Here is a 14488-nt window from a genome sequence, read left to right on the forward strand (position 1 = left end):
GTTGATAGTGTTAATCACATCCTCTCTATTCGTTGTGCTTATCTTAATGGTTTACTTGCTATTTGAGTGTTTCTGCCAAAAGTGGATGCTCCCAGCAGCAATTAATAGTAGAGTTGTCGGATTAACAGGAACAAACCAAGTAACAATCACATCCAATGGACAATTCAGTTCTGATAGTATTTTTGCACCATTTATTATTGCTAATGGCGATCCCAATACATATATAAGCCAAGTAAATCCTGTTTATTTCTCATTTTTGGGTGCTAATCCGACTAGTGATAAGCAAGTGGATCATATCCGCTTATTAGGTAATAATACCTTTGGCTTTGAGGATTTACCAAATGGTGGCGATCAAGATTTCAACGATATAATTGTGCGAGTCAATTTCATCTGACATCGGAAGCAATGTGATTTTGTGAGGGCAAGAAAAGGCAGAGGGTTAGAGGGGATGGGGGGTAGAGGAGAGATACAATTTTTGAGATAGCCAAAACACTATTTTTATCAATTGAACTGGAGAATCGTAGTATCAGATTGTTAGGGATTTCTTTGCTTTAGACTGCCCTCCGTGTCCTAATGCCATGACTGTTTGTGCTATAAATTTACGCTTCGCTGCTCCTTTTAATTGCTGTGCGGTTTCTTTCAACAATTTCTTCAGTGAATCTGTTAATTCTATAGACACCTCTTCCTCTCCCCTGACAATGATTATCATTTTTATTAATTGTATATTTTATTTTCTGGAAAAACCCTGAATAGTGGTTTCTCTATAGCGTGAATGGCTACTGGCATAAAATTTTAAGGGTGACTTGAGTATAATGTGATGCTACTTTCCCTAAACAGACGCAGTTTAACTCACCAATTACTGCGATCGCCACAAGACTAGATGAACTCAAGTTACCTCTTCGTTTTATTTTGGGAATCCTAAATCTCAGAAGCTATAGAAATCGCAAATTATGACTCAATTTAAAATATATGACTCTACACAACAGCAATTTCTACCCTTGCGAAGAGGTCGCACTATTATTCTTTTTACCAGTATTTTGTTGTTTTCAGAATCAAATGTTGCAGTCGCTAGGCAGTATTCAGTAAATATTGCACAGATGACACAAGCAAATGATGGAACTCGTGCTGCTGCGGAAACTGCATATCAAGAAGGGAAGCAATTATATCAGCAAGGAACAGCAGAATCTCTGGTAAAGGCGATCGCAAAATTTGAACAAGCACTTCAACTATATCGTCAAGGTAATACCCCCGATGGGCAAAAACTACGCTCCTTAGAAGCTGACACCCTCTCTTACATAGCTAAAATCTACTCAGAGTTAGGCGAAAAGCAAAAGGCACTCTCATACTACAACCAAGCTTTATCCTTATATCGGCAGGTGGGAGACAAAAAGTCGGAAGGTGTTTCCCTCAATAATATTGGCTCTATCTACTATTTCCTGGGAGAAAATCAAAAGGCACTCTCATACTACAACCAATCTCTGTCTCTACACCGACTGATCAAAAACAAGTCAGGGATAGCGACTACCCTCAATAATGTAGGCAAAGTCTACTTAAATTTAGGAGAAAATCAAAAGGCACTTTCATACTTTAGTCAATCCCTATCCCTACACCAACAGGCGGGAGACAAAAGAGGTATCCCAACTGCCCTAAACAATATTGGCATAGTCTACTTAAATTTAGGAGAAAATCAAAAGGCACTTTCATACTTTAGTCAATCCCTATCACTACACCAACAGGCGACAGACAAAAGAGGTATCCCAACTGCTCTGAACAATATTGGTAAAGTTTACTCGAATTTAGGAGAACACCAAAAGGCGCTAGATTATTACAATCAATGTCTGCCTTTATACATACAGATGGGGAGCAAGGCAGGGGAAGCTCGGACTTTGTATAACATAGCTTCTGTCCAACGCGACAGAGGCGATTTTAAGGCTTCCTTAACTCAGATGAAGAGAGTCATCAAAATTATTGAAGACCTTCGTACTAAAATTGACTCTCAAGAACTCCGCACTTCCTATTTTGCCACTGTACAAGATTATTATGAGTTTTACATCGATTTGCTGATGCAGTTACACAAACAGCATCCATCCCAAGGATATGATGCTCTGGCACTGCAAACCAGCGAACGCGCCCGCGCCCGCAGTCTTTTGGAACTACTTACTGAAGCTAATGCTGATATTCGCCAAGGTGTGGAGCCAAAGTTACTTTCTCAAGAACACAACTTGCAGCAACAACTGGATACTTTAGAAAAACGCCGAATACAGCTATTAAATGTTAACCACACTGAAGCAGAGGTGCAAGCTTTAGAAAAAGAAATAGAAGCTGTTCTAGAACAATATCAACAAGTCCAAGCACAAATCCGTGCTACCAGTCCGCGTTATGCAGCACTAACTCAACCCCAGCCTCTCTCACTCACCCAGATTCAGCAGCAGGTACTTGATGACAATACCCTACTTCTAGAATATTCTCTTGGGGAAAAGCGCAGTTATCTTTGGGCAGTTACCCATAAGAGTATTACCAGTTATGAGCTACCCAAGCGTGCAGACATTGAAGCTACTGTCCAAAAGTTTCGCCAAGAAATCACTACTCCTTATCTTAGAAATAGCCCATCTATAGATGCTCTATCTCAGATTATACTTGCACCAGTAGCCCAGGAATTGGGAAAGAAACGGCTAGCGATCGCCAGCGATGGCGCTTTGGAATATGTACCATTTGCTGCCCTAGCTACACCTGGAAGTAATAGCTATGAACCATTACTGCTCAACCACGAAATCATTACTCTACCTTCAGCATCGACAGTAGCCATTCTCCGGCGTGAACACAAAGAACGTAAATCTTCTGCCCCTAAGACATTAGTTGTGTTAGCAGATCCCATTTTTAGTAGTGATGATGAGCGTCTTGAAGGTAAAGTCAAAGTATCTCCCTCATCTGTGTTAGAAAGCAACTTAGATAGCCAAGCCTTAACTAGATCGGCTCAAGACTCAGATGTTAACTTTCAGCGTTTGCGGTTTACACGTCAAGAAGCCGAGCAAATTCTTTCTCTTGTACCTGTTAGCGATCGCAAACAAGCCTTTGATTTTACCGCTAGTCGTACCACTGCTAGCAGCGAAAATTTGAGTCAATATCGCATCATCCATTTCGCTACTCATGGCATTCTCAACAGCAAGCATCCAGAATTATCAGGAGTCGTGTTGTCGCTATTTGACAACCAGGGAAGGCCGCAAAATGGCTTTTTGCGCTTACACGACATCTTCAACCTCAACCTGCAAGCAGAACTAGTGGTACTCAGTGCTTGTAAAACTGGACTGGGAGAGGAAGTTAAGGGAGAAGGATTAGTAGGATTAACCAGAGGTTTTATGTATGCAGGTAGTCCGCGAGTAGTTGTTAGCCTGTGGAGTGTAGACGATCAAGCAACATCTGAACTCATGAAGGTATTTTACAAAAAGATGCTGCAAGAAAAATTAAAGCCAGCAGCAGCATTGCGGACAGCCCAAATAGAAATATGGCGCACTCAAAAATATGCCGCACCTTATTATTGGGCAGCTTTTACTCTACAAGGTGAGTGGAAATAAAGGGGATTGGGTATGGGCATTGGGCACGAGGTATTTTGAGGTAAATGAACGGAGTTCTGAGGTAGATGAATAAGTTATAACTTTTGCCAGTCCCCAGTTCCTAATCCCCAGTCCCCAATCCCTTTGTATATCCAAAGAGTATTTGCCGACCATTGGTCGGCAAATAGGTAGCAATTAGTGTTGACAAAATAATCGCAGTAGTAATTAGCAGCAAAGGCTAGAATAGATAGTTATGAACAGTCCATTGACTTGGCTTACTGCGGTCAACAGAGCATTGATAACTTATTAGGTATTGTGCAAACCAAAGAATTTTTAGCTCAAAATCCAACCCAAGCCATTGAATTGCAAGCTTTACTAAAGTCACTTTTATATGTGCCAGAAAGCATGAAGGCTTTGAACCTCTTAGAGTTATTTAAGAAATCTGGGACTCACCTAGCTTTAATCGTAGATGAATATGGTGTGACACAAGGCTTGGTGACAATCACTGATATTGTGGAAGCGATAGTAGGTGATATTCCAACCAGTGAAGAACTAGCAGATCCGGATGTGGTGCAACGTGAAGATGGGTCTTGGTTGTTAGATGGACTGTTGCCAATTGATGAGTTGAAAGAGATTTTAGATATCAGAAAATTGTTACCAGGGGCAGAGGTAAACTATCAAACTTTAGGGGGATTTGTCGTCAACCAGTTAGGGCATATTCCCTTGGTAGCTGAACATTTTGAGTGGGCGGGACTACGCTTTGAAGTAGTTAGTATGGATGGAAACCGAATAGATAAAGTGTTGGTTGTGCCAATGCACGCTAAAAAAGACCAGTGAGGCATCAATATCTTTGTCTTTACTCCTGAAGTCTACAGTAAAAACAAAAATATCCATCATTGCTAAATGCAAATTAGTTTAACTTCGCTCCACGAATCATAGTTTTTGTCAATCTCTTTTGCAAGGATTTGTGGGAGATTAGCCAAGTCAACGTTTTATGTTGTTGAGCTATAGTTTATAATATTCTATAAAGATGAATAAGAAAAATGATTAAGCCTAAAAATGTGTATCGCGGACACTCAATGGAAAAAGTTGGTCACGGTAAAAGAGCGGTATTTAAAACAACTATCAACGAAAAAGAATGGTCTGATATGACTGAAATAAACATAAAAACAGCAATTGATACTTGGATTGATGAAGGAATAGAGCCTTAGTTATTGGGCTACATAGCTTAAAAATGCCCTGGATAATCCGAATTGGGGGCCATCGCCATGAAACCGGAACTCAAGTAACTCCTCCAATCGAAACACAGGTTTGTCTTTAGTGTTCGGTTGTAAGTTGCCTGTGCCGACGCAAGGGAAACCCCACGTAATTGGTGAAAAGCAATTTGCCTTCCTTTGACCATCAAAGACGACGGTAAAAAATTGCTGTTGAAACGTAATTTCAAACACCTGTGTCAGTATTAGATGTATTAGCCTAAAAGTGTAATATGTGCTATTTATTGCGAACTGCAATTTTTTCAAGTGATCGTAAACGTTCAATATCCTTCATGGGTGGGGCACCAAATAAGCGGGAATATTCACGACTGAACTGTGAAGGACTCTCATAGCCAACCTGATAAGCCGCCTTGGTTGCATCAGCATTTTCAGCCAGCATCAGACGACGTGCTTCCAATAATCTCAACTGTTTTTGATATTGCAATGGACTCATTGAGGTGACTGCTTTGAAATGGCGATGGAATGATGCAGGAGACATACTCGCTTGTTGGACCAAATCATCAACGCGCAACGATTTTGTCAAATTAGTTTTGATACGTTTAATCACCTCTGCAACGCGCTGCATATTGCTACCTGATGTCGCAATCTGCCGAACCGCTTCGTCTTGTTCGCCAATTAAAAGGCGATAATAGATTTCGCGAATAATCATCGGTGCCAGTAATGGAATATCCTGGGGCGTATCCAGCAGCCGTGTTAGTCTGGTGGCACAATCAATCAACGGTGCATTAGCATCACTAACGAACAAGCCTCTAACCGAAGTTTCTTTTTTATCTGGGCTGTGTTGAATTTGGTCAATAATATTCCAAAGCTGAGTCGCATCCAAGCTCAACTTAAATGCTAGATAAGGCTTGTCTAGTGTTGCTTCTACAATATATCCACTGAGCGGCAAATCTACTGTGACAACAATATATTGAGCCGCACCATACTGATAGGTTTCCTTGCCCAGCAAAGTTTCTTTTTTGCCCTGAAGAATAAGGCACAGAGTCGGTTCATACACAGCGCACAGTGCTGTAGGAGCAGCAGATTCCCGCATAAATTCCAACTGAGCGATCGTGGTTGAATGGATACCGTTCCCCAAGTCATCCGTATGGTGAGTTACTAGTTCCACCAGTTCTTGACAAGCATGAATCGCCGTCTCGCGTTTCAAGGGCTCAATTGCCATAGCAGTTTCTTGATCGCTGTGATCATTGTGTTGCAGCTAATTATAGAGGATTCTTTTGGGCACCATTGTTCTGTTTGAGAGGATCAGGCAATAATTTGCGAGGTTTATGTATTTATAACCCCTCTGCTTAAGCCTATGATGAACTCATACTAAAAAGGCAATGAAAGAAGAAGGCAAAGAAACAGGGCACAACAAGCATATCTAAATCGCTTTGATTACAAAATCGAGGTGATGACAGAGCAAAAATGCGGCTATTGTAACTGCCTAGTAGTTCGCCAAGTGAACTTGGCGGGGTAAAGGGTAAAGGAAAAAGTGATATCTAATGGTGATGCTGTCATACTTCTAAAATGCAGCAAGCATTTAGGTCATTCTCAAAAATACCGCATTTATAGAGCGCACCTGCGGAATCTGGGTTTTATCAGCAGTCAACACCTTGAAAGGGCTAGTTATGACCCTATTAGCGTAAACTAATAGGGTGTAGCCAAAAGCTGTTTTTGAGTACGAACAACAAGCTCAATCCCACAACAATATTGATGGCAAGTCATTGTTAGCCAGACGCAGCAATTGATAACCAATTCCAGATATACCGGGTAAAAAGCCAGGATTAAATACAGAATTGGGTAAGTTGGGGAACAGTTGATAAGCTCCAGTTCGCTTGGCTCTAGCTACAACATTTGTGACATTCTGGTGAGCAATTTGATGCCAATCAGGACGGGAACAGATTTTTGCACCGACTAACAGCACTTCCGCCCTACCAAAGTTGCCACAGCACAAGTGATCGATCGCTTGTAAGCCAAAATTTTGAGTAGTTTGGAGAGCAATTTCAATTTCTTGTTGAATTTCTGGCGTTTCCACGATTCTCAAACTGCCTAAGCGTCCTAAACCAATGCCGGCTGCACCATGACACCACTTATTTGCAAAGTCAGGTTGTCCTGATTGTCCCATTCTGCGGAAGTCTGGCCAGTTGGCAGTAGATTCGCAAAAGACGCTACGCTCATACTCAATTCCTGCTAAACCTGCTTCTAAGTACTTGCCCTCTGAGGTGGCGGCGTAGAGTCTGAGTAAGGCGTAAGAAATGCCTGCGGCTCCATGAGAGAAACCAGTCAAAGGCTTATCCCAATAAGTATGCCAAGCTTTGGGCGCACCGTTGTGGCTAACTTGACGGTTGATTAAATGTTGTCCACAGGCGATCGCATTTTCTAAAACGGTTGCTTCTCCTGTGGCTTGATGCAGCGACAATAACCCCAAAATTGCCCCGGCTGCTCCGCTCATAATATCCAAGTGTTCGTCGGCAGCAATTAGTTCTGGTGTCATCAAATCGGCTAATATTTGAGCGTCTGGCAACAGCGTTGCATCGTTGAGGAATTGACTAATTTTCACCAGGCTATAGATCAGCGATCCTAAACCTGTTGCACCCCCAACGCCCATGAAACGAGCCATGCGTTCCCAAGTTTCTGGCTCAATGGTGTGGATTTGGCGACGCAGAGATTGCACTGTCCTCAATGCTAAATCACGGTAACGGGAATCACCAGTTACTTGACTTAGTGCCGCTAAAAACAAAGCAGCTCCAGAGCGTCCGTCAGAGAGACAATTATTCAATACTTGCAGTTGATATCGTTCGGCGCGAGGCACAAAGTCTAAGCCAATCCAGTTAACGCTGCCATCAGGGTCAGAAATGGCTCTGGTTTCCAGTTGAGTGGCGATTTCTTTGGCTTCGGCAATCAATTGTTCTGAATTTAGCAACGGTAACGATTCACCTTGCCATTGCCCGCCTTGGCGGCTGAAAGTAGTTGCAATCTTGGCATCGAAGGAGCCTTGAATAATTGCTACTTGTCGAGCTAGGTCGGTTTCATCTAGAGATTGTAACTGGTTGAGCAAATCTTGATAACTGGATTGTTTGAAATAGTTGGGAATGGCAGAAGAACCGTTTAAACTCAGTTCATCAACCACAGCGCTAGCCGTGAAGAAAGGAATATCCAATTGTTCCATCGCTCGTAGTTCCGCGCTCAAAACAGGAAAGGCATTCGGGTTATTTTGAGCAACTAGAAAAGCACGACTGAGAACATCCAGTTGAATACTGTAATCTGCACCGTGTTTGAGGTAATCGGGTGCTAAAGCTTTTTGGAGGATGATGCCATAGATGCGGGTGTTGCGGAAGATAAAACGCACCTGCTGATTTTGCATAGCAGATAGCAAACTTTGGTGTGAAATTAAGAAATCTTTGTGCGCCATCAAAAAGCGATACATCTGCTCAAACCCAGTGGTGATTTGTTGTTGATAATCGTTTGGAGACAGAGGAGTTTCACCCAATAACGGCACATTTTTCCCCATCGGCAAGCTTACAGGCTCAGACAATAGGTGCATATTATCTGTATTAATGTTCTGCCAGCGCGGTACTTTGCGGGGAGATAGTCGAGGATCTGTGCTGCCTAATCCGCTAATATCATAAGCCACACTGCGATCGCCACTAAAGTCCCAACGCGGTAAAAGTCCCGTGCGGAGTACGGAATCCCAAAATTGTCGTGTGGCGGTTGTTTCTAAATCTTGAGTAAGTGGTGAGTCTTCAATGAGATTCGGTTCATGGTGCAGCAGCGTTTCCATGTCAATCAGCACCAAATGTTCGCCATTGGCAATTAAGTTTTCGTAATGGCAATCTGTTCCGCGCAAAGCGTAAAGCACACACAACAACATCCCAGAACGCTGATAAAATCGTTTCGCAGCAGCTTCATCCACACAAGGCAACTGTTCAACATATTCCACCCAACCATAACCGTTGCGCTCTAGCACTTGAATGACTTTAAAATCTAAAAGATCGTTGTGTTGATTGCACCAATCCAAAAATTGGTTAAAGACAACCTCTAATCCTAAATCTTTGGGTTTATAAACAAGTTTAAGTCCAGACTCAAAGGTGAGCAAAATCACCGTTCGTCCGCGTTTGTGTGCATCGGAAATGGATGTTTGAATTTCAGCAACTTTATTTTGAGAAAATGGAGCGATCGCTTGATTAAAAGTTCGTTGAATATCTGTGCTATCTGTAACTAAACGTTCGAGAAATTCAGCAGTGAACTCAACCCAAAAATTGACTGCTGTTGCCACTAACCGACCGAGAACGGGATACTTTTGGAAGAAGGTCAGCATTCCATCTTCTAGGAGTTGATTGACGAACTTGGTGTAGTAAGTGTTATTGTTTTGTGCTTCCAGCCCTAGTAAGCCGAGCAAGCTTTGACCAAAGGGACGCACCTGAGAAAATTCAAAATCTAATGTCTTTGTGCAAATTCCTGCTAATCGTTTCAGTAGACCACGTTCTAGAGAACTGTAAGCGTCGTGGGAAAGAACCGAGAAGGGAAGACAAGCTTGGGTGAATTGACTGTTGCAGCGAGTCAGTAATTGCTGTCTGGCTACTAAGATAGCAGGCAAAAGGATATCTTCAAAGGTGATCGGATTTTGTGAATCTATTGGTAGAAATACTTCAGTTGCAGAATTGAATCCTGTAGAGGTTTGGATGATTTGCTGCAAGGTTTTTGCCCACTCAGGCAAAGGTTGATCGGCAAGTAATTCGATGGTTCCCAATCTGGAACTAACGGTATCGAGGTCTAGCCCTTCCCACTGTAAGCGTTTGTGCAACGTATCCCATTTACCTTCTGCTGCAACTTCGCACCAGCGATGTCTACGACGGTTAATTTCTTGTTCATTGACTCGATCGACTGCAAATCTGCTTTCATCAAGGCGTTCCCAAATAAAGCTAGCATTGGCTGCGATCGCTCTTAAATCGTCTGATGTTTTCTGTGGGGATAAGCGAACAACTTGTTGAACCATAGCTGGATTTCTCATAGTGGAAGTTCAAAGGTAAATATCAATTCTGGGCTACGTTTTAATAGTTTGTATTAATGCCAATAGCGTTCGTCTGATAATAAGTTTTAAATTAAATACTAATTAGGTAGGAATAATTAAAACAACTTGTAATTCTTAATTGAATTAATTGGCGTAAAAGTTCCCAACAAATAAAGACCAAAAACTTGAATATTTGGTGGATTATAGGACAATACGGTTCAGTTAAGAAAAATTGTAGGTTGGGTTAAGCAAAGCGCAACCCAACAAAGCCCCGGAAATGTTGGGTTTCGTTCCTCAACCCAACCTACGCCAGTTTTAGTTTTTAGCCTTAAATGAACCGTATTGGATTATAGGACTCATATATTATGATTTTTGAACAAATTTAAGATAAAACTGTCTTTTCAGTTTCAGTATGTTTTAAAAAATCTAGTCGGAGTCCTATATTTCACCAAAAATTACGAATTTAGCAGTGTCCGCCACCACAGCCAGCTGTGTGACATAGTTTGGGCGCACTATCAGCCATTGCACCGCCACTAACACTGAGTAATTCTTCTTCGCTCAGTTCGTTTGAGTCCACAAAGGTCAGTTCTGATAGCATTTGAGCTACGCTTTCGGCTGTGAAAGTATAACCTTTTTCTGCACTGGCAATTAGCAAGAGTTTGATGGCTTCTGTTTGGGTAACTGCTGCTTGTATATTATCGCGTAGTTGGCTATTTTGGAGTAAGCTTTGAATTTGTGACAACATAATTGTATTTCCTCAGAGTTGGTAATAGTAATTGTTAATTGAATTCCCTCTTTTCCTTGATTAAAAAAGTAAAGAGGGAACTGTTATGCAGCATCTCTTTCTGCTTTGAGCCTCGTTACCAAGTATGGAAATTATCCAAATTAAAATATTGGGAAGGTTGGATATAAAAAGCTGTTTTAGAAAAACAACCTGACCTTGGAGGCTACAATGCTAGAGAGAAAGAGAAGCTACATATCTTTTTTAGCAGTGTCCGCCACCACAGCCTTCTGTATGACATAGTTTAGGCGCACTATCAGCCATCATCCCACCACTAACACTGAGTAATTCTTCTTCACTCAGTTCATTGGAATCTACAAAGGTCAACTCTGATAGCATTTGAGAGATAGCTTCGACTGTGAAGTTGTAACCTTTCTCTGCACTAGCGATCGCTAACACTTTCATCGCTTCTGCTTGATTAGCTGCTGATTTTACTTGTTGTTGTAACTGCGCGTTTTGAAGTAATTCTTTAATTTGGTGTAACATCCGTCTATCCTCCGTTTTTGTTGACTTATCTAAACCGCAGAGATTCTACACTTGTTTTGTGCGGTGTTCTCTGCTCTTCTGATTTGAATTTAGAGAAGAATCGGGGAGAAGTCGGGGAGATAGTTGCAATAGCAGAAAAATTTTTTGGCGTTGCTGATTAGATATATGAATCTTGGTACGGAAAACGAACCACAGAGGACGCAGAGGTCACTGAGGAATGAGAGTTTGAGAGGGTTTTTGCATAAGTCCTATCTAAAACTAAAGGGCAACCAATACTTCACTAATTTGCTCTGCTAGTTTCAATGGACGGAAAGGCTTGGCAAAAATAGCAGCGACATCTAAATCAGCAAAACTCTCTCGATCTGATTGCTGGAGTTTAGCTGTTAATAAAATTACTGGAATTTTCTTAGTGGCGGGGTTAGCTTTCAGTTGTTGCAGAGTTGCACGCCCATCCATATCAGGCATCATCATATCTAGGAGGATGACATCTGGTTTATGGGTAGCAGCTACCTTCAAAGCTTCCTGACCAGAACTTGCTGTCAATACATTCCAGCCAGCAGCCATTTCTAATCCCAACTTGGCGATCGCCCGCACATCTTCTTCATCATCAACAATCAAGATATTTCTGTTCATAATGGCACTCTTGCAAAATATATGTGCTGATTTGCTTGATCGCTCTTGAGCTATTCTAAAGCCAGATCGAGGAAAAGTAGGGAGGAATTAAGCTGTTAGAAGCAGTTTACTGCAAACCTGGTAAAGGTAGCAGCACATAAAACGTGCTACCTTCACCTAAAGTGCTTTGAACCCAGATTTTACCGTCATGTTGCTGGATGATATCTCGGCAAATAGCCAGTCCTAAACCTGTTCCTCCTTTGTTGCGGGAGTCGGAGGCATCCACCTGCTGAAAGCGCTCGAAGATTATTTGTAATTTATCTTCAGGAATTCCTCGCCCTTGATCTTGGATAGTAATCAAAAGGTATTTGGGTAATAAAGGCTCATTTTCTTGAGGCTCAATGCTTTGGGATTCTGAGAGAGTGGCACTTATATGCACCGTGTCTCCTGGTTCAGAAAACTTAATAGCGTTGCTCAGTAAGTTAGTCAGGGTTTGCAGCAGGCGATCGGGATCTGCCCAAAGTTCAACTTCTACAGGATTTATGATCAATTTGACTTGTAATTGATCTGCCATTGCTTGCATCGCTTCTGTGGCAGTAGTTAGCAAGTCTGCGGCGTTGTACTTCATCTTCCGCGTGAAGATTTTGCCCGATTTCATCCTCTCTAAATCGAGAATATCGTTCACTAAACGAATTAGGCGTTCAGTATTAGTGGTGGCAATGCTCAGAACTTTTTGGCCTTGTTCATTTAGAGTTCCCAGTTGTTCTGAACCCAATAAATCTAATGCTCCCATTGTGGAAGTTAAAGGTGTACGCAATTCATGACTGACTAAAGAGATAAATTCGTTTTCTAGACGTTTGCGTTCGGTGATGTCATTGGCAATTAATAAAGCACACGGTACTCCAGCTAAGTCAATCAATTCGAGGGATATTAGTATGGTTTTGAGTTCTGCACACTTAGTTGAAAATTCAAATTCTAGATTGTACAGTGACCCCGTTTCTGGTATAAGTTGAATTGTTTGAGCGATCGCGACTGTGTTTTTACCCAAATTAAGTTCAGTAGCAGTATTGCCAATCACTTCGTCTAGAGAGTAGCCACTCATTTTCAAGAAACTGGGATTGACATCAATAAAACGAGCATCCGAGACTGTGGCGATCGCAATCGGATTGGGACTAGAGCGAAAAACTTTAGCAAACTTCTCTTCTGCTTTGGCGCGATCATGAATTTCCTGCTGCAACCGCTCATTTTGGGCTTGGAGTTGTTGTTGCAGTTTCCAAATCGTTAAGTGATTTTCAATTCGAGCTAAAACCTCTTCTAGTTGAAAAGGCTTAGTAATATAGTCCACTCCCCCAACTGCAAAGGCTTTTACCTTATCTAGCACATCACCCAAAGCGCTGATAAAAATTACCGGGATTTCACGAGTGCGATCGCTTGCTTTCAAATGTTCGCAGACTTCATAACCATTCATCTCAGGCATATTCACATCCAACAAAATCAGGTCGGGGGGAACTGCATTTGCCCCTCGTAAACCCGTAGAACCCTTAGTTACACTCCGAACTTTATATCCCTGTTCCGTCAACATGGCAGATAAGAGATTCAGGTTTTCTGGCGTGTCATCAATCACCAGTATGTCTGCTTTAGGAAAGTTAAGCGGCTCTTTAGGCATGGCAATATCGACTTTAGCCAGAATAGGCTACTAATGATTTCTAGAAATTGTAACCTTAGTCCTAGGTCTTAATAATCGTTTACAAAAAAAATTCCAATTACCCATTTATCTACCCTAGTTCTCCCCGATTAATTTCTAATCTTAAAAACATCAAATCAAATTTGTAGATAACACCTACCAAATTGCACAGTACGGAGTAACTTATATGCAAACTTCAACCATGCGTAAACCAATTATTCTTGCACCAGGAGAAGGTAATCAATTCTCAATTATGGGTGGACAATTTACAACCAAAGCAACTGGTGAAGAGACAAATCAAGCTTGGAAAATTTATGAAATTACAGATACACAAGAAAATGGGCCACCACTGCACACTCACCCCTGGGAAGAAGCATTTTATATTCTCGAAGGGGAATTAGACCTCCAAGTTGGTACAGAAACAATTTTGGCATCAGCCGGCTTTTTTGTTAACATTCCTCATAATGCACCACACGCCTTCAAGATTCGTTCTGCTACTGCTAAATTTCTGGTTTTAATTGCACCTCAAGGCGCGAAAAACTTTTATGAAGAAATGGGTCAAGTCGCAGATAGTCCATCGCCAAACATGGAAAAAATACAGCCTCTTTTGAACAAATATGGATTGCAATTTCTGGCGTGAATCTTTCATTTGGATGTAGGGCGTACAGCTAGGGTGTTGACTTTGTAGGAAAATTGCTAAAAAAACTTCATGCAATTATTGTGTTGTCGACCTCAATCGACAACACAGTTTTTCTTTTTGAGAGCGTGGACTGACCAAAAACTTGAGATGACCAAGCCTTAAGGTCAAGATAGCGAACATTTTCTAATGCCTAATTCTGTTCTTTTCTCTGTAATCTTTGAAACACTGTGCTAGTCGTGATGTGATTCCTCTTTTCTGGTCTACTTCCGCAATTAATATTAAACCTGCATCTGATGTTACAGGCTTACCCTGGAAATTCACTATGACTGGACATGATTTTACTTGTTCAAATTTGAACTGTTCTGGTATACAATCTGTGTTCTGAAGAGTCATCAGATGCAAAAAACAAAAGCGTCTAAACGCTCGCTAATAGATGACGGCTAATGGTAAAAAACAATTAGCAATTA

12 protein-coding genes and 2 pseudogenes are annotated in these 14488 nt (G+C 41.5%); 5 read left to right on the forward strand and 9 right to left on the reverse strand.

Annotation, left to right across the window (positions count from 1 at the left end):
• On the forward strand, window positions 1-394 hold a 394-nt coding region (locus V7K69_RS23465), incomplete at its 5' end, for a DUF4114 domain-containing protein (RefSeq protein WP_335038763.1).
• 141 nt (window positions 395-535) lie between these two features.
• On the opposite strand, the pseudogene V7K69_RS23470 reads toward V7K69_RS23465, so the two are convergent.
• A pseudogene (locus V7K69_RS23470) lies at window positions 536-673 on the reverse strand (ISAzo13-like element ISMae28 family transposase); the annotation flags it as partial.
• Between the two features lie 277 nt (window positions 674-950).
• Between V7K69_RS23470 and V7K69_RS23475 the strand changes: the two are divergent.
• The 3 genes from V7K69_RS23475 (at window position 951) to V7K69_RS23485 (ending at window position 4762) form a co-directional block, all read left to right on the forward strand.
• The gene (locus tag V7K69_RS23475) at window positions 951-3572 is read left to right on the forward strand and encodes a CHAT domain-containing tetratricopeptide repeat protein (RefSeq protein WP_335038765.1); all 2622 of its coding nucleotides are present in this window, start codon (window positions 951-953) and stop codon (window positions 3570-3572) included.
• Window positions 3573-3821: 249 nt separating this feature from the next.
• Window positions 3822-4388, forward strand: a complete 567-nt coding sequence (locus V7K69_RS23480; RefSeq protein ID WP_335038767.1) for a transporter associated domain-containing protein — start codon at window positions 3822-3824, stop codon at window positions 4386-4388.
• Between the two features lie 206 nt (window positions 4389-4594).
• Entirely contained in the window at window positions 4595-4762 is a 168-nt protein-coding gene (locus V7K69_RS23485) for a hypothetical protein (RefSeq protein ID WP_335038769.1), read from the forward strand.
• Here V7K69_RS23485 and V7K69_RS23490 read toward each other — a convergent pair whose 3' ends face one another.
• The 7 genes from V7K69_RS23490 to V7K69_RS23520 all read right to left on the reverse strand — a co-directional run bounded on the left by V7K69_RS23490 (window position 4763) and on the right by V7K69_RS23520 (window position 13363).
• On the reverse strand, window positions 4763-4999 hold the full coding sequence (locus V7K69_RS23490) for a hypothetical protein (protein ID WP_335038771.1): 237 nt from the start codon (window positions 4997-4999) through the stop codon (window positions 4763-4765).
• Between the two features lie 43 nt (window positions 5000-5042).
• The gene (locus tag V7K69_RS23495; protein WP_335038773.1) at window positions 5043-5987 is read right to left on the reverse strand and encodes an AraC family transcriptional regulator; all 945 of its coding nucleotides are present in this window, start codon (window positions 5985-5987) and stop codon (window positions 5043-5045) included.
• 513 nt (window positions 5988-6500) lie between these two features.
• Window positions 6501-9803 (reverse strand): type 2 lanthipeptide synthetase LanM family protein, encoded by a 3303-nt coding sequence (locus V7K69_RS23500; protein ID WP_335038775.1) that lies wholly within the window; start codon window positions 9801-9803, stop codon window positions 6501-6503.
• A gap of 478 nt (window positions 9804-10281) precedes the next feature.
• A complete protein-coding gene (locus tag V7K69_RS23505; RefSeq protein ID WP_335038777.1) occupies window positions 10282-10563 on the reverse strand; it encodes a Nif11-like leader peptide family natural product precursor in 282 nt (93 codons plus the stop codon).
• 240 nt (window positions 10564-10803) lie between these two features.
• The gene (locus V7K69_RS23510; protein WP_335038779.1) at window positions 10804-11085 is read right to left on the reverse strand and encodes a Nif11-like leader peptide family natural product precursor; all 282 of its coding nucleotides are present in this window, start codon (window positions 11083-11085) and stop codon (window positions 10804-10806) included.
• A gap of 258 nt (window positions 11086-11343) precedes the next feature.
• Entirely contained in the window at window positions 11344-11718 is a 375-nt protein-coding gene (locus V7K69_RS23515) for a response regulator (RefSeq protein ID WP_174708185.1), read from the reverse strand.
• 106 nt (window positions 11719-11824) lie between these two features.
• Window positions 11825-13363, reverse strand: coding sequence for an ATP-binding response regulator (locus V7K69_RS23520; protein WP_335038783.1), 1539 nt, complete (start codon window positions 13361-13363; stop codon window positions 11825-11827).
• A gap of 205 nt (window positions 13364-13568) precedes the next feature.
• Between V7K69_RS23520 and V7K69_RS23525 the strand changes: the two genes are divergently transcribed.
• Entirely contained in the window at window positions 13569-14021 is a 453-nt protein-coding gene (locus V7K69_RS23525; RefSeq protein WP_335038786.1) for a cupin domain-containing protein, read from the forward strand.
• A gap of 186 nt (window positions 14022-14207) precedes the next feature.
• Here the strand turns inward: V7K69_RS23525 and V7K69_RS23530 are convergent.
• Window positions 14208-14414, reverse strand: a pseudogene (locus V7K69_RS23530) (transposase); the annotation flags it as partial.
• Window positions 14415-14488 lie beyond the last annotated feature (74 nt).

The sequence above is a fragment of the Nostoc sp. genome, from assembly GCF_036917775.1.
Taxonomy (GTDB): domain Bacteria; phylum Cyanobacteriota; class Cyanobacteriia; order Cyanobacteriales; family Nostocaceae; genus Nostoc.